Source organism: Pseudomonas sp. URMO17WK12:I12 (genome assembly GCF_000514395.1).
GTDB classification, from domain to species: domain Bacteria; phylum Pseudomonadota; class Gammaproteobacteria; order Pseudomonadales; family Pseudomonadaceae; genus Aquipseudomonas; species Aquipseudomonas mucoides.
This window is the reverse complement of the sequence record NZ_AZVV01000012.1, coordinates 65,466-81,922: the sequence shown is the minus strand read 5'-3', so window position 1 is coordinate 81,922 and position 16,457 is coordinate 65,466. Positions and strand designations below refer to the sequence as shown.

Below are 16,457 nucleotides of genomic sequence, written 5' to 3'. Positions count from 1 at the left end.
AGACACGCCTGATGAGCGAGCTTTTTTACAACGCTGTGCCGAACGCGACCCGCGTCGCCCCGCCACTGCCCGAGCCTCGGCAATACCCCAGCGAGAAACCGTCACGGGTGTACCTGTTCGGGACTTGCGTAGTGGACTTGTTCTACCCGGAAGCCGGGATGGACGCGATCCACTTGCTGGAACGCGAAGGCATTCGTGTCGAGTACCCACAAGGGCAAAGCTGCTGCGGACAACCCGCCTACACCTCGGGTTACACCGAGCAGGCAAGGACCGTGGCGCGTTCGCAACTGGCGCTGTTCGCCGGAGATTTTCCGGTGGTGGTGCCGTCGGGATCGTGTGCCGGGATGTTGCGCGAACACTATGCCGACTTGTTCAAGGACGAGCCGGACACGTTGAAGCAAGTCCAGGCGCTCGCCGCCCGGACGTACGAACTGGCCGAGTTCCTGCTGTTTGTCTGCAAGGTGCAGCTCAAGGACAGCGGTGAGCCGGTCAAAGTGGCGTTGCACACGTCGTGCTCGGCACGCCGGGAAATGAACACCCACCTGCACGGTCGCGAGTTATTGGCGCAATTGAGCAACGTGGAGCGGGTCAATCACGACCACGAAAGCGAATGTTGTGGCTTCGGTGGGACGTTCAGCGTCCGTATGCCAGACATTTCCGGCGCGATGGTGGCGGACAAGACCCGGTCGTTGAAGGAATCTGGCGCGCACAAGGTACTCAGTGCCGACTGCGGTTGCCTGATGAACATCAACGGCTCGCTGGAGAAACAGCAGGAAGCATTGCGCGGCCAGCACCTGGCCAGTTTCCTCTGGCAGCGAACCGGAGGTGCCCGATGAGCACTTCCACGATTATTCCGACGGTCAGCGTCGACGAAGATTTTCGTGCCCGGGCTCACAAGGCGTTGGACGACAAGCAACTGCGAAACAACTTTCGCACTGCGATGGATTCACTGATGACAAAACGGGCAGCGTCCTTCAGCGATGCCCACGAAAGAGAACATTTGCGATCGCTGGGCAATGCTGTCCGCGCCCGTGCGTTATCCAAGTTGCCCGACTTGCTCGAGCAGCTTGAACAGAACCTGACCCGCAACGGTGTGACAGTGCACTGGGCGGAAACGGTGGACGAAGCCAATGGCATCGTCCTCTCGATCATCCGCGCTCACGAGGGGCGGCAAGTGATCAAGGGCAAATCGATGGTCAGCGAAGAGATGGAGATGAATCATTTCCTCGCTGATCAGGGCATTGAATGCCTGGAATCGGACATGGGCGAGTACATCGTCCAGCTCGACCACGAGAAGCCTTCACACATTATTATGCCGGCGATCCACAAGAATGCCGGTCAGGTCGCGTCCTTGTTCCACGACAAACTTGGCGTGGAATACACAAAGGACGTTGACCAACTCATTCAGATCGGTCGCAGAGTCTTGCGGCAGAAATTCTTCGAAGCGGACATCGGCGTCTCCGGTGTCAACTTCGCCGTGGCCGAAACCGGCACCCTGTTGCTGGTGGAAAACGAAGGCAACGGGCGCATGACCACGTCGGTGCCACCGGTGCACATCGCCGTGACCGGTATCGAAAAAGTCGTGGAAAACCTGCGCGACGTGGTGCCGCTGCTGTCACTGCTGACCCGTTCGGCGCTGGGCATTCCGATCACCACCTACGTCAACATGATCTCCGGGCCGCGCAAGGCGCATGAACTCGACGGTCCTCAGGAAGTGCACCTGGTCTTGCTCGACAACGGTCGCAGCCAGGCATTTGCCGACAGCGAACTGCGCCAGACCCTGAACTGCATCCGCTGCGGCGCCTGTATGAATCATTGCCCGGTCTACACCCGAATCGGCGGCCACGCCTATGGGGAGGTTTACCCTGGGCCTATCGGAAAAATCATCACGCCGCACATGGTCGGCCTGGCGAAAGTCCCGGATCACCCCAGCGCTTCCTCCCTTTGCGGTGCGTGCGGCGAAGTCTGCCCGGTAAAAATCCCGATCCCTGCATTGCTGCGTCGCCTGCGGGAAGAGAACGTCAAAGCCCCGGACAGCCCGCATCAAGTCATGCGCGGCCAAGGCAGCAAGTATTCGCGCAAAGAACGGTTCATCTGGAATGCCTGGGCGAAGCTCAACAGTTCGCCGACGTTGTATCGGCTGTTCGGTTTCTTCGCCACACGGCTGCGCGCGCTCACGCCGAACCATATCGGCCCGTGGACGCAGAACCACAGCGCCCCCAAACCCGCCGCCCGCTCACTGCACGACATGGCCCGCGAGCATTTGGCCAAACAGGGAGACCGTTGATGAGCGCCAGACAAAACATCCTCGCCAAGTTACGGAAAAGTCTGACCGGCACTACGCCGGTGCCTGACGAGTTCGACGTCGAACTGGTGACAGCGCCCTACACCTACACCGCTGAACAACGCATTCCGCAGCTGCGCAAATTGATGGAAGCGGTGCACACCGAAATCCACCTGACATCGGGCAAAGGCTGGCCTTCGCTGCTGGCCCAGTTGTTACAGGATCGTCAGTTGCCCAGCCTGTTGATCGCGCCGACTACACCTCACGGGGAACACATCACTCAGCATTGGGCGAAAAATCCGGGGCTGCCGGCGCTCAAAGCCTACGACCGCCCGATTGAAGAATGGAAAGCCGAGTTGTTCAACGAGACTCCGGCCAGCCTCACCGGCACCCTTGGCGCAATCGCGGCCACCGGTAGCCTGATTCTGTGGCCGACGCGGGAAGAGCCGCGCCTGATGAGCCTGGTGCCACCGGTGCATTTCGCCCTGCTCAAGGCCAGTGAAATTCGCGACAACTTCTATCAGGTGCAGCAGGAATTCAACTGGGCCCACGGCATGCCGACCAACGCCTTGCTGGTGTCCGGCCCGTCGAAAACCGCCGACATTGAACAGATCCTCGCCTACGGCGCGCACGGTCCGAAAGACCTTGTCGTGTTGATCCTGGAGGACCAATGAGTCTACCGGCGGCTTTCCTTAGAGATGCACAGCAACTGATCCCCCAAGCGCGACGTTTCGACGACCCGCTGTCGACATTGGCCTTCGGCACTGATGCCAGTTTCTATCGGCTGATTCCGCAACTGGTAATTCGCGTCGAGTCCGAAGATGAAGTGGTGGCGCTGCTCAAACTGGCGCAACGGGATCAGGTCCCGGTGACCTTCCGCGCCGCCGGCACCAGCCTGTCTGGCCAGGCTATCAGCGATTCGGTGCTGATCGTGTTGGGGGATAACTGGAACGGTCGCGAGATTCGTGGCCAAGGTACGCAAATCCGCCTGCAACCGGGCGTGATCGGCGCACAAGCCAACGCCTGGCTGGCCCCGTTCGGACGCAAGATCGGCCCGGACCCGGCCTCGATCAACGCCTGTAAAATTGGCGGCATCGTCGCCAACAATGCCAGTGGCATGTGTTGCGGCACGGCGCAGAATACTTATCACACGCTGGCCGGCATTCGGCTGGTGCTGGCCGATGGCAGCCGCCTCGATACCGAAGACGCGGCCAGTGTGGCGGCGTTTCGACAAAGCCACGCCCCGTTGCTTGAACGTCTGGCCACGTTGGGCCGCGAGACGCGCGCCAACGCCGAACTGGCGGCAAGAATTCGCCACAAATACCGTCTGAAAAATACCACCGGCCTGTCACTCAATGCCTTGGTGGATTTCGACGAGCCTGTGGATATCTTGAGCCACTTGCTGGTGGGCTCCGAAGGCACCCTCGGCTTTATCAGCGCGGTGACTTACGACACGGTGATCGATCACCCGAACAAAGCCTCGGCGCTGATCGTGTTCCCGGACGTGGAAACCTGCTGCAACGCCGTGACCGTACTGAAAAGCCAACCGGTGTCGGCCGTGGAACTGCTGGACCGTCGCAGCCTGCGCTCGGTACAGGACAAACCCGGCATGCCCGCTTTCGTACAACAGCTGTCGAACAATGCTTGCGCGCTGCTGATCGAATCCCGCGCCGCATCGTCCACTTTGCTGCAGGAACAACTGGCGCAGATCATGGCGTCGCTGACCTCGTTCCCCATGGAAAAACAGGTCGACTTCACCGAAGACCCGGTGGAAAACGCCCGCCTCTGGGCGATCCGCAAAGACACCTTCCCCGCCGTCGGCGCCGTGCGCAAAACCGGCACCACGGTGATCATCGAAGACGTGACCTTCCCGGTGGAACAACTGGCCATCGGCGTCAATCGCCTGATTGAGCTGTTCGACAAACATCACTACGACGAAGCGATCCTTTTCGGACACGCACTGGAAGGCAATCTGCACTTCGTCTTCACCCAAGGCTTCAACAACCCGGAAGAAGTCGCACGCTATCAGGCGTTCATGGACGACGTGGCGCAGTTGGTGGCGGTGGAATTCGGTGGCTCGCTAAAGGCCGAACACGGCACCGGGCGCAACATGGCGCCCTTCGTCGAACTGGAATGGGGCAGCGATGCCTACCAGTTGATGTGGCAGCTCAAACGCCTGCTCGACCCCAATGGCATTCTCAATCCGGACGTGGTGCTCAGCGAAGATCCACAGATCCACCTCAAGCACCTGAAACCGTTGCCGGCCGCCGATGAGATTGTAGATAAGTGCATCGAGTGCGGTTTCTGCGAGCCGGTGTGCCCGTCGAAAGGCCTGACCCTGAGCCCGCGTCAGCGCATCGTGATCTGGCGCGATATTCAGGCGAAAAAACGCGCAGGCGTTGATACCAACGAACTCGAAGCCGCTTACGAATATCAAGGCATCGACACCTGCGCGGCCACCGGTCTTTGTGCGCAACGCTGCCCTGTCGGCATCAATACCGGCGAGCTGGTGAAAAAACTCCGCAGCCGCAACGCAACGCGTACGAAAACCGCCAACTGGCTGGAAGGCAATTTCGCCACGGCACTGCAAGGTGCGCGTTTCACCCTGCACGTTGCCAATGGCGCACGGATGCTGCTGGGAGCGCCACGCCTGGCGAAGCTGTCGGCGACGCTGACGAAGCTGTCCAAAGGGCAGGTCCCGCAGTGGACCAACGCCATGCCGCAGCCGGAAAAAGCCATTCGCTTCAGCCCGACCGTGTCGGACGAACGCCCTCGGGTGGTGTACCTGGCGGCGTGTGTGTCGCGAGTCATGGGCCCGGCGGCGGGTGATAAAGAGCAGATGTCGCTGTACGACAAAACCCGTGGACTGCTGGAAAAAGCCGGTTACCAAGTGGTCTTCCCGGACAATCAGGACAACCTCTGCTGTGGCCAGCCATTCGCCTCAAAAGGTTACGCCGAACAGGCCGAACACAAACGCCAGGAACTGATCGGCGCCTTGCTGCACGCCAGTCGCGGCGGGCTCGACCCGATTTACTGCGACACCAGCCCCTGCACGCTGCGGCTGGTTCAGGACCTGGGCGACGTTCGACTGGACCTGTACGACCCGGTGCGATTCATCCGTACGCATTTGATGGATCGTCTGGATTTCACACCACAGGAAGCGCCGATTGCCGTACACGTCACGTGCAGTACCCAGCACCTTGGCGAGAGCCAGGCGTTGATTGATCTGGCGCGCAAGTGCAGCAAAACCGTGGTCATTCCTGAAGGGATTCACTGCTGCGGGTTTGCCGGTGACAAGGGTTTCACCACGCCGGAACTGAACGCTCATTCGCTAAGAACGCTCAAGGACGCGGTGCAGCAGTGCAGCGAGGGGATTTCCACCAGCCGCACCTGTGAGATCGGGCTGTCGCAACATGGCGGCATTGATTACCACGGGCTAGTCTATCTGGTGGACCGCGTTACCCAGGCTAGGGCGACCTGAGCAAGACCTCAAGGAAGGCGCATTCAAGCGCTTTTTTTAGTGTTTCTTGCCAGAACCGACAGCAGTACAGCAAAAATTTAGAACCCTGACGTGCCGCCGCAGTCCACTGATCAAGTCCCGCAAAAGTGGGACCTTCCCAACACTCGGCAGCCCGTCCTGATGGTCAGAATGACTGGCCTCAGTTCAAGGAGATACACATGAAACGTTCTGTACTGTTTGGTCTGTTCGTTACTGCCTCACTGCTGGCTTCCCCCTCGTTTGCCGCCGAAAAAGATCTATGCGCGGTCAATCTGCAAACCATCGAAAACGCACAGGCACAGATTCCTGCGGAGATGGCTGACCAGGTAGCGGACTCCGTCAAGCAAGCCCAAGCGGACCATGCAAAAGGCACCAAGGAAGGTACTGACGATTGCATCGCCGAGACCAATGACACCATCAAGATGATCAAGGACGCGAACAAAGGCGGGAAGTAACCCGGCTCTGGGCCGACCTTCGGGTTGGCACGCTGGCGCTAACCGATACACATCCAAAACCCGCCAATTGCGGGTTTTGGTGCATTTGGGGTTTGATAATCCCTTATAGCGCCATTGCTTCCATCAGTCAGTTTTTCCATAGCTTTTTTTGCACAAACCGAATTACTGTGCCGCGCCGTAGTCTTTTAGATAAGCCCATCAATCGTGGCTGACTATCCGCTCGAGGAGATACCCATGAAACGTACCGCACTCGCTGGTCTGTTCATTTGCGCTGCAATGTTGGCCTCTCCGGTATTTGCTGCGGACAACAACCTGTGTACGAGCAAGCTGCAAGAGCTCGAAGCCAAAGTGAATTCGCTGCCAGCGACCGCCACCAATGCGCCGGAGATCAAAAGACTGTTGGCCAGCGCCAAAGCATCACAAGCCGCCAAAGATGACAAAAAATGCGCCACCGAGGCCAGTCAGGCATTGGCGATGGCCAATTGAACAACGAACCAACCCATGATCAATCGAAGCCCACCTTGCGGGTGGCCTTCTGAAGCGTGTTGGCGTACACTGCACAGGCCTGTTGCTCACTTTGATTCACCGAGTAGCAGGCTCGGGGCCGTTTAGGATTCGACGCCGGTTGCGAAACTTTAGGTGCATGCCGAGTTGGTAACAGAACTCGTAAATCCACTGTTGCAACTACTTATAGTTGCCAATGACGAAACCTACGGCCAGGAATTCTCTCTCGCTGCGTAAGCAGCTTTAGATCCTGAGCTTCTGGTACCTTCGGGTCCAGCAATCACCAGGGGATGTCTGTAAACCCAAAGTGATTGTCATATAGAACAGAATCGCCGTGCAGTACGTTGTGGACGAAGCGGCTAAAACTTACACAACTCGCCCAAAGCACCCTGCCCTTCGGGTCGCTGAGGGTTAACTTAATAGAAACGGCTACGCATGTAGTACCGACAGCGGAGTACTGGCGGACGGGGGTTCAAATCCCCCCGGCTCCACCAAATCCGAAGCAAAACAAAACCCGCCAAGTGCGGGTTTTGTTGCATCTGGGGGTTGGTGATTTTTTGATCTGCCCTGCGGCTGCACTCTGGCGTCCGCAAAGTCGATGGGTTCGGCCCTCGTCGTTTTGCCTCCACTGCACGCGCAGAGCAATACCGGTTACCTTTCCCGGCAAAGCATTTCGCCCACCAGCTATGGAAGCGCTACGTGTCCAGCTATACACATGAAGACCTGAAACGACGCGCATTCGAGCGAGCAGCTTGGGTGTTGCAACATCACTGGGAAGAGCAAAAGGATTTGTTGCCTCGCGCGGCCCGTGTGCACTCCAGGATATTCGATACCCTTATCCACTCAAGGCACCTCATCTATGGGACCTCTGTAAAAGGGACTGGGCACACAGAGCACCTTGTCCCTTGCGCACTGATCCGTGACCAGGCTTTCAATATGTTCTGGGAGGGCAAGGATGTCGGAGCAGTTGCTCTGATGCTTCAGCGAACACTAAAAATCGCCCATATCACCAAAGAAGAAGCAAGGTTGCTCGACGTCGACCTTGGCTTAAAAACGACTATGCCCGGTGAATGGTGCTTTGAAACAGGCGAGGTGACCGCGCGACTTGATAAAGCGATGATTAAACTGACATTGGTTGATCCGGGTTAATAGCTAGCGCCCCCCCGAGGTTAGCAAAGTTCGGGACGCACCCTCCTGCGTGTCGCTGGCGCGAACTTGACTGACAATCGCCAAAACGGATGCTAGAGATGGTCGAAAAATGGGGACAGATTTATTCCTTCAAAATAAATCTGCCCCCTTTTCCAGAAACCGAAAAGCGGCATTTTACCAAGAGGACTTTCCCGGTCAGTTATGCTCACTTCGCGCGACTAAATTCTGGGATACTCACTATCGCTCGCGCTCGAATCTCCCTAGCCTCAATGTTTTTACTGTCTCAAATTTGGAGATTATCAATGTCGATTTTTTTGGTTCAAAGAAAAAAAAGAAATCACCAGCATGGCCAACGAAGCGGGTACTTTGAAGAGGCTGTGCATCAGGCGTTACGATAACACTATCAATTACATAGTCGAATGTTTTGCCCTCCAAGACGGCGGCTGCTCTTAATTGACCATGACCAAAAGCAATAAAAGGAAGTACTGCAAGCAAGAACAAGCAAACAGTGCGAGACCCGTCCGCTGGAATTTGACGCGCTAAAACATTGCGAGCGCTCGCATATAAGGCGATAGGAGCTCCGAGCAAAACTGGCAACGCCCCCTGCCACTTCTCAACTGGCCCATAAATCAACAACGTTAAAATTACGGCAATATAGAGAATAATCAACAATCGTTTATGCCTGCTTAAAAATCGTGCTATTGCAGTATGTTTACCTTCGCCAGGCGGAAGGGTTGGCCCTATACGCACCAGCTGACCCATAATTACTCCAAGTGCCAGAAATATGAAAGCCGACGCAATGGGATATATCGTTGATTTCACTATATCCGTGAGACTTACATATTCTAAAATATTAACGCCAAATGGGGACCAATATCCCCATAGATAGAGCACGCCCACTGTTGCAAAATATAGAGACAGGAAGTAAATATAAACACCTGATTGCGCTCTTAACTGTTCTGGAAACAATTTTTCACTCATGGAATTCCTTAGGCGACTGCTTTTAAATAATAGCGAACTTTGCGCACAATGCAATAGTGGCTAATCCCTCGTTAGGGCGCATGAAAATTTTGAGCGAGTGGGACTTACCAAAGTCTTTATCGTCTCAGCCGTTACTGCGTACTCCTAACTGGGAAATAGTATCTTTGAAAAAACGGTGTAAGCTCTGCTTGCCATGTACATAATCAGAAAAAAACCTAATAACATAGCAAGCTCTACGGAAACCCCTTGGCTTGCGGAGTTGTAATTGAATAGAAGAGCAGTTGCCATGCATGCCATGATCACTATTAGCGCAACAACTTCAAGCAATAGGTATTGATGCTTGTATCTTGTTTCTAGAGACTTATACTGAGTTTCGAACTGTTCTTTGATGGCGTTATGCTTTTTCTTGATCAGCCCCCATTCATTGTCAATCTCATTATATATTGATTGCAGAGTATTACGCTGATTCATTATTAGTAGAAGCATGAATATCGTGAAGGCCAAGGCACCAGACAAAATTAAGAAATTTTTCAGCGTTACATGGTCGGATGACTCGAACTGGCTTCCTGCAATGATTAGTGCGGCGGGCACGGTAAGCAGCTGGTTTTGAATATCAGAAAATACTTTGTTTATTTTTGTTATGAACTCAAACTTGCTTTTTTCAATTTCTGCTTTTATTTTTTGAAACGAAAACTCGGAAACATAGAGTTGGTATCCAGACGATACACGCCGCTTGAACTCTTCGAATTTTTCATTTAGGAGCCCTATATCCAAAGTGCAGCCTTCGAACTCCTTGGATAGTTCAAGGAGAACAGATTTTATGATGGTTTTCTTTTGATCGGCATGAATTTCATCGGTTACATAACGTTCAATGAAATCTTGCAAGCCTTGGATTGGCTTTATTTTGTCTGCATCATAGTTTATATGGAGCTCAATTTTTTCTTTGTGAAAAAATATGAGTTTTGTTGACGTCGGTTCTGTGCCGTGTTCTGCGAGTTTGCTTAGGGATTCTACAAGTAATACCGTGTCCAGATAGGCTTGAATCACCGGAGGTCGATCTATGTCCGTCGGGCTAAATAGATAATTTAGATCCGCAATAAAGAACTCTTGCGGGCACTTCTTTTTTCTGGATGCGCCGGCAAGGAGATCAGTCAGTGATTGTGCAAAGTACTCGTTAGCCGCAGAGAGGGCGCTGAAAACTACCCTGCCAGTTTCTGGGTTTGACGAAATCAGTAGTCCAGCTTGCTCCAGGTCTCCAGTGATTTTAGAGAAGCTAGGGCCTATTGCTGTGCCACTTACTCGCCCGCGCGATACTTCTCTATCGTTGAGAGTTCTAAATGATTCTGCTGATATTTCAAGCCTGCTCATCGGCATCATCTAATTCCCCAAGAGCTTTCTTCATATCCCTGACAAGCTCTACTGGAGGGCGTTTGATTATAATGGAGTCGACGTCTGGGTCGTAATAAACGGTTTCGGTGCGTAGGTCGTTTACATCAAAACTCACGCTAATAGAGCCAAAGCGGCGACTTACGCGCATGAGCTTCTTATAAGTTGCAGGATTTGGAGAAAAAATCTCACTTACTTCGTAATTGTTTTCTCTGATGTACTGTACAAAACTTTCAGGATCTTGTTCGTTTATGTGCGCAGAGAGAGCCGTCAGGTTTACCGGAGCTTCTTCTTGTTTCCTCTCATTGCAAAAGTTGTAAAGTCTGTCTCGAGTTAGTTGGCAGCGATCCGCATCCCATCCTTGAGCAGTGCAGTAATCTTCCATAGCTTTCACGGCAATTTCAGTATTGTGCTTTGCGTCAGTATATTCTGTGCAAGATATGGCAGCTCTGAAATATTGAGTGATTTCAGACTCGCCGGCTCTGCGTTTTATAAAAGATAAGTAAGGTTGCTGGTTGCTCTGCCATTTTTCGAGATCAATGCGTGCAGCTTCGTGTAGGTGGCTAATATCGAATGAGAGGGAATTATTTAGGTCGAGGGTTTCCTCATCAATGCCCACTCCCTCCTTGAGCTTAAGCATCGCAATTAAAAGCCAATCTCTTCCTTGGTTAGTGTACCGGACAAACAGAGGCCAGCTCGTAGTGGCCATGAACTGGTCTTTCATTCTGTCGGCAATGAGATCACAGGATGTATTGCTAAATGCGATAATGTCAGAGTCTTCGTTGGAATAGTCCTGCATAATAATTGGGAATGGATGAGCAGCGCCCTGCCCAAAAGTACCATAGCCATTACTCAGCTTTGTATAAAGAACTAGGACGTCTGTACACAACGTAGTCAGTCGATCATCCAGTGGCAAAACAACAGGTCGGCGGCGCATAGTAATAGAGTCCGCACCATTTGTTTCTTTAGACTTCAAAACCCCGTGAATTATCGACTCTCTGATTTCCATCGCTAGTAAAACTCCCTGCTGAATTTCGTGGTTCTGAGGCGTCTGGCGAATTACGATCGCCTTGATCTGGAGACAAAGACTACGATCAAGGTCAGCTACAGGCAAGCAAAACGCCACCACACAGGTGACCGTTCGTAAGTCTCTTCCGCTGCTCGATCAGTATAGGTATCGACCTGCCGTCTGGTTTCAGCCTTGCTAGAAGCTTCAGCATCGTTTTTGGCGGTAAGGATTTATTTTTAGGAAAAGCGCGCAGGTTGTTCGTGCACTCATCGGCTATCCATCGGAGTAAAGCACTTCTTGACCGGGGCTTCACCATGAACTCGACGCGTAAATGAGCCACCGACGTCACTAAAGCTGCAAGCTTTGAGTAAGTTGCCCCGGTGTGTGGATTTAGAAATTCGAGAAAGGAGTTATCGACTGATCAATGCACCACAGGTGAGTGAATCGCATCTGAGCGTATAGATCCTCAATGACCGCTTTTGCCGTTCATGGCCAGGCCTCACAGGCAACTAATGACCGCTTTCTGCCTCTCGCGACGGAACGAAAACGGCCAAGCAGGCCGCAATTGCTCGCCTTGTGCAGCTTTACCACCCCATTTAAGGTGGTCAGTGATAACGAGCGCCAGGTCGTGTAGCTCTCGCTTGGGAATTTCCCAGAAATCTATCACGTTGTTATGGACATTTATGCCCTCTATGGCTTGGCTAAACCCTACTTACAAACTTTCAATCGCTCTCCATCAGTGTTACTGCCTTCACTGGTGTCAATCTCGCCGTTACGGTCAATATGAATTTCTGTAGTCGGCCATTGGGGTGTAATGCTGACGCAACGGTTCAGGCCCTTCGCATTCCACCAGTCGAGACGCATGAAGAACTCATCGTCAGGAAAGATATGTCCTACATCACCCATTGTCTTTCCGGGCAGCAGTTCACCGCGAACGATGGTGTGCTGTGTGTTCAGGACGTAACTAATTTTCTTGGTACCGTCTTTTGAGTAGAAAACGACAACTCGCGGTATAGCTAAGTACCAGCACGCTACAGCACCAATGAGAAACAGACCTATCCACCGCCCAATGTGTCGTGGTCGCTTTTCACTTGCAGGCATGTTTTTGAACCCCTGTACCCCAGTCAGCAATTGGCACTGCCAACACTTTGTCCATGATGATTTGTGCAGTGACACCGCCGTTCGGATACTCCTTGTAGAGTTCCATTCCGAGGATGATCGACACCCTATCAGGAGCATCGTCCCATGCTCGCATCCCTTCGACGCCTTCCGTTCTTCGTGGGCCATCAAACCTCTTAGGGTCCTTGAGGAAGCGCCAACTGTCTGAGCCTATTTGCTCAACTCCAGCGCCGTCCAATTGCACGCTGTCAGAGAGTCCACCGGCTAAGCCGACATACCCATAATGGATGTTCGACCAGATGTCGTAGTAGAAATCATATGCCCCTTGTTTGTGCCAAGGTGCACCAAACAGTTTGGCCAATTTTGGCTTGTGATCCCAATCCTGACCCTGACCCACCTGTTTCGTCCAGATGGCGAAAGCCTTCGTTTTTTTTCCAAGTGCCATATTGTAAAACTGGGGGTCTTGCCCTAGGCGCAGGTAAAGCGGAAGCTCCATAAATTTCTTGGTTTCCGCCTCAGGATCGAAGCTGTTTAGTTCTTTCATTTCCAAGACTGCCGGGTCTTTGATATTGCGGTTCATCTCATTGGCGATGTAATCGGCCAGTTGCTCCATCATGTCAGGGTCGTTGCACGCAGTAGGTGCTTCCGGCTCTGTCTTCGCTTCGGGTTTTTTGGTGCTGGCTTGCGGATCTACCAAGGCATTCGCCGCCAGAGCCTTCTCTTTCAAATTTGGATCAGCGAGCAAGGTCGCCATCTTTTCATCGTCCACGGTGCCATCTGGGCGGAACGCTCCCAGTGCCATGAAGTTGATGATGGTTGCACCGCCAGCATCGCCCATGACAAACCCGCCACCTACATCCCCTGACCCGGTGATGATGGTTCCGCCATGGCTAGTAGGACTGCCGAGGTGGGCCATAGGACGGCCATTCACTTGAATCGATGGGAACCCCGTGGTGATTACGGCGCCACAACCACATGTATCGCCAACACGTGCGGAGCCCATAAAGTTGATATTTACGTCGCCACTGGCGGAGGCAATCGGGGTAGTGCCATGGCCGGGCAAAGGGCAGACATGCTTGTCACCCAATCGAGCGGAGGGAGTCATTCGTCGTCCTTGTCGTGAACTGAAAAACCTCAGCGTGGAGGTCAAAAGCGTTGGATAGTCTCTGAGAGACTAGCGCATCGGGTGGGGGCGAGTCTGTAAGAAAAGTCTGAGTTTAGCCTCTGCATCGACCTGCTTTGTCCAACAGCGGACCTTAAAATTCCGTTACACCGTTCCGCAGTGTTACACCAAGCGCAAGATGAGCCTCCAGCTGGTGTTACATAATATTTATATTTTAAAACAGTTAGTTACGATCAAATGCAACACCTGCAACACCTGCAACACCTGCAACACCTGTAACACCACATTTGGGAGGTGTCTGTCCCCTCTCCCCATTTGCAACGCGTTCCACCAGCGATGAGATCCCAGCAGGTGCCGGGGCCCCTGAGGCTTTGAGACACATACGGGGTTGGAAACCCGCGTGATCGTGTTAGCGGAAAAGTGCATAGCTTAGTGAACAGGTGAATCGGGTGAACTATGGTTCACCAGTGCAATTGCACAAGGTATTGGGATGTTGCGGCGGACCCTGAGCATTTCTGAAGGACACGGGGCAGAGAACCCGCGCGTTCGTGTTAGCGGCTGGATTTTTGAAGTTGGTTGACAGGTTGACGGAGTTGACTCGGTTGACGAACGCCATGCGTGCGTTATCAGCAACACAAACGGGCATCTTTACCAACGCGGTAACGATGCCCGTTTTTCTTCAAGATCCTTTCATTTTCAACGTTGAAATTTCAGTAAGCTGGGGAAATTACCGCTAACAAGATCTCGCGGGTTTCCGACCCCATGTAAAGAGAGACCTCTCAGGGTCCCCGGCAACATTTTCAGGAAGATGTTAGTCCGGGACTTTCACGCTTTCAGTAGTGGATGGCTTCGGTAAGGCGACACACATATAGTAGGCCCCCATGCTTGGGTTGCAGCACCGAGCAAAATGAACCAGGCCGAATTTCATGTCCTACGCTTCCTCACAAAATGCGATTTGTTTCGACGATATCAAAACTGCAGCGATCTATTTCGATAGCGTGATCCCTGTCGGGTTCAAGTCGGTGAGCTTCGAACCTGGCGGTGACAACGCAACGTTTGAACTTCCAGAAGAAATACCAGGGAACGTTTTAATCGACCTTGTATTCAACAACAATCCAACCAGTAAATCTGAAAAGTGGGCACGATTCAGACAGTATCTTTACGCATGGGAAAGCTTCGACAATGCCATACAAACGGCAAGGAACGCCAAAGGGGATGGTTACCCTAGTGCAGGAAGCTATGAAGACGTAAAGCAATATTATCTTGATGACGCACCTTGCGGCAGCACCTCGACAGTGAGGCAAGAATTCAGAAAATTTAGTCAGTCTTTGGGCCGTACGTATTCAACTGTCCTACTCCCCTCATCTGAAGAATCAGCTGACTCCAATCCGTGCACTGCCCTGATGCTATCGGGAATACCTCTGATAGATACCTCAAAAGCTTCTTGGGAGCAGATCCTAGAGCTGCGCAAGGACACTGCTGCCCGTAATAAACTCAGAGACCTCAGGCTCTTTTTGCACAAAAACTACTCAGGCCAGTCCACTGCATTCATCTCTGATGACATTTGCCGTCGGGTGGAGGAATACACCACCGCTCGTAAGCGTTTAGGTTTTGATGCCACTGTGGGCTCCATATCAGCGCTGCTTGACGCAAAAAGCCTCCAGGCAGCTGCAGCGACAGGCATAACCGCAGCCATTATGGGCGGCCCTTTAAGCGGTATTGGATCCGCCGTTCTGATCGAGATAGGGAGCATGGCGCTTGAGCTAACAAAACGACGCTTTGCTATCAAAGAATTCGAAAATGGCCATGATCTCGCATACTTAATTCAGGCTAAAAAAGCACTAACGTGAATCGCAGCAATCGGCGCGGTGTATCCCTGCCTGTATCCCTTAAAACTGAACAACCTGAACCAATCAATGTTTTCAGGTACATCACAGACAGGTTCAAATGACCCCGACCCACCAAATCCGAAGCAAAACAAAACCCGCCAAGTGCGGGTTTTGTTGCATCTGGGGGTTGGTATGTTGCAGCTCCCATTCCTCGGGTTGCGCGGGGTTCAACACAATCAGGCCTATGCTGTCGTCCTACTCCCAAGGATGGCGCCATGAAATTCAAAACACTGATTGTCGTGTTAACCCTCTCCCTGACGTCCGGCTGTGCGTACTACAACGACCGCACCACCGACACCAGCAAGAACGGGCGGATTGCCTGTGATGCCGAGCCAGCCAATCAGCCGGGGTGTTACACGAAGCAGTCGAAGGACTGGAATTGGGGTGGGTTGAAGTTTGGGGTTGGGGCTTCGAACTAGGCTCTGAACCCCGAGATCTTCGCCACACCGCTGACCCCTTGTAGGCGTGAGCCTGCTCGCGACGGCCGTGTGTCAGTCACCCTCCTTTTTGAATGTACGATGGCTATCGCGAGCAGGCTCACTTCTACAAAAAGCAAATCCGGTGTGAGGCCAGGATCTACACCACTTTCAGCTCAACCGAAACATGTCCCCGCGTCATCCGTGAATACGGGCACATCTGATGCGCAGCTTCGGCCAGCTCACGCTTCACCCCATCTTCCAGCCCGGGAATGTTGACGTTCAACCTGACCGCCAACTGAAAATCCCCACCACTGGTTTTACCCAGATCCACCTCGGCATCCACCGACGTGTCTTCCGGCAATTTGATTTTCATCTTGCCCGCCGCCACCTGGATCGCGCCGATAAAACACGCCGAATAGCCCAGCGCAAACAGTTGCTCCGGGTTGGTGCCGGGCTTGCCCGAGCCGGGGGAGCTGAAGGTGACGTCGAGTTCGCCATCGCTGGACTTGCCGGTGCCGGTGCGGCCGCCGACGGTGTGGGTTTTTGCGGTGTACAGAACGGTTTCCAGTGCAGTACTCATGGCCGTGACTCCTGAAGGGAAGCGACAGAGTAGGCAAGCCTAGCAGCGTAGCGTCCGCGC

General features: G+C 53.3%; 15 protein-coding genes and 1 other RNA gene. 10 read left to right on the top strand and 6 right to left on the bottom strand.

Going from position 1 to position 16,457, the window contains the following annotated elements:
• Nucleotides 1-11 precede the first annotated feature (11 nt).
• From D882_RS0117605 to D882_RS1000000131665, 8 genes are all read left to right on the top strand, one after another.
• A complete protein-coding gene (locus D882_RS0117605) occupies nt 12-836 on the top strand; it encodes a (Fe-S)-binding protein (protein WP_027924441.1) in 825 nt (274 codons plus the stop codon).
• A complete protein-coding gene (locus D882_RS0117600; RefSeq protein WP_027924440.1) occupies nt 833-2,287 on the top strand; it encodes a LutB/LldF family L-lactate oxidation iron-sulfur protein in 1,455 nt (484 codons plus the stop codon). Before D882_RS0117605 ends, D882_RS0117600 begins: the two co-directional genes overlap by 4 nt.
• The gene (locus D882_RS0117595; RefSeq protein WP_027924439.1) at nt 2,287-2,958 is read left to right on the top strand and encodes a lactate utilization protein C; all 672 of its coding nucleotides are present in this window, start codon (nt 2,287-2,289) and stop codon (nt 2,956-2,958) included. Before D882_RS0117600 ends, D882_RS0117595 begins: the two co-directional genes overlap by 1 nt.
• Nucleotides 2,955-5,765 carry an FAD-binding and (Fe-S)-binding domain-containing protein gene (locus D882_RS0117590; RefSeq protein WP_027924438.1) on the top strand — a complete coding sequence of 937 codons (2,811 nt, stop codon included), beginning with the start codon at nt 2,955-2,957 and terminating at the stop codon, nt 5,763-5,765. Before D882_RS0117595 ends, D882_RS0117590 begins: the two co-directional genes overlap by 4 nt.
• Before the next feature lie 197 nt (nt 5,766-5,962).
• On the top strand, nt 5,963-6,238 hold the full coding sequence (locus D882_RS0117585; RefSeq protein WP_027924437.1) for a hypothetical protein: 276 nt from the start codon (nt 5,963-5,965) through the stop codon (nt 6,236-6,238).
• A 234-nt stretch (nt 6,239-6,472) separates the two neighbouring features.
• Complete coding sequence (locus D882_RS0117580) at nt 6,473-6,724, top strand: hypothetical protein (RefSeq protein ID WP_027924436.1); 252 nt, start codon at nt 6,473-6,475, stop codon at nt 6,722-6,724.
• Between the two features lie 114 nt (nt 6,725-6,838).
• Nucleotides 6,839-7,236, top strand: a transfer-messenger RNA (tmRNA) gene (gene ssrA, locus D882_RS1000000132110).
• A 205-nt stretch (nt 7,237-7,441) separates the two neighbouring features.
• Nucleotides 7,442-7,891, top strand: coding sequence for a hypothetical protein (locus D882_RS1000000131665; protein ID WP_050590209.1), 450 nt, complete (start codon nt 7,442-7,444; stop codon nt 7,889-7,891).
• Between the two features lie 237 nt (nt 7,892-8,128).
• Here D882_RS1000000131665 and D882_RS0117570 read toward each other — a convergent pair whose 3' ends face one another.
• From D882_RS0117570 to D882_RS0117550, 5 genes are all read right to left on the bottom strand, one after another.
• Complete coding sequence (locus D882_RS0117570; protein WP_027924435.1) at nt 8,129-8,872, bottom strand: hypothetical protein; 744 nt, start codon at nt 8,870-8,872, stop codon at nt 8,129-8,131.
• A gap of 144 nt (nt 8,873-9,016) precedes the next feature.
• Nucleotides 9,017-10,240 carry a hypothetical protein gene (locus tag D882_RS0117565; protein WP_256218419.1) on the bottom strand — a complete coding sequence of 408 codons (1,224 nt, stop codon included), beginning with the start codon at nt 10,238-10,240 and terminating at the stop codon, nt 9,017-9,019.
• Complete coding sequence (locus tag D882_RS0117560) at nt 10,227-11,372, bottom strand: nucleoid-associated protein (protein ID WP_256218418.1); 1,146 nt, start codon at nt 11,370-11,372, stop codon at nt 10,227-10,229. Before D882_RS0117560 ends, D882_RS0117565 begins: the two co-directional genes overlap by 14 nt.
• A 603-nt stretch (nt 11,373-11,975) precedes the next feature.
• Nucleotides 11,976-12,368 (bottom strand): hypothetical protein, encoded by a 393-nt coding sequence (locus D882_RS0117555; protein WP_027924432.1) that lies wholly within the window; start codon nt 12,366-12,368, stop codon nt 11,976-11,978.
• The gene (locus D882_RS0117550) at nt 12,355-13,491 is read right to left on the bottom strand and encodes a polymorphic toxin type 44 domain-containing protein (protein WP_027924431.1); all 1,137 of its coding nucleotides are present in this window, start codon (nt 13,489-13,491) and stop codon (nt 12,355-12,357) included. Before D882_RS0117550 ends, D882_RS0117555 begins: the two co-directional genes overlap by 14 nt.
• 944 nt (nt 13,492-14,435) lie before the next feature.
• Here D882_RS0117550 and D882_RS0117545 point away from each other — a divergent pair.
• Nucleotides 14,436-15,359, top strand: a complete 924-nt coding sequence (locus D882_RS0117545) for a hypothetical protein (protein WP_027924430.1) — start codon at nt 14,436-14,438, stop codon at nt 15,357-15,359.
• A gap of 254 nt (nt 15,360-15,613) precedes the next feature.
• Nucleotides 15,614-15,817 (top strand): hypothetical protein, encoded by a 204-nt coding sequence (locus D882_RS01000000131180; protein WP_032833564.1) that lies wholly within the window; start codon nt 15,614-15,616, stop codon nt 15,815-15,817.
• A gap of 157 nt (nt 15,818-15,974) precedes the next feature.
• Here D882_RS01000000131180 and D882_RS0117535 read toward each other — a convergent pair whose 3' ends face one another.
• On the bottom strand, nt 15,975-16,397 hold the full coding sequence (locus D882_RS0117535; RefSeq protein WP_027924429.1) for an organic hydroperoxide resistance protein: 423 nt from the start codon (nt 16,395-16,397) through the stop codon (nt 15,975-15,977).
• Nucleotides 16,398-16,457 lie beyond the last annotated feature (60 nt).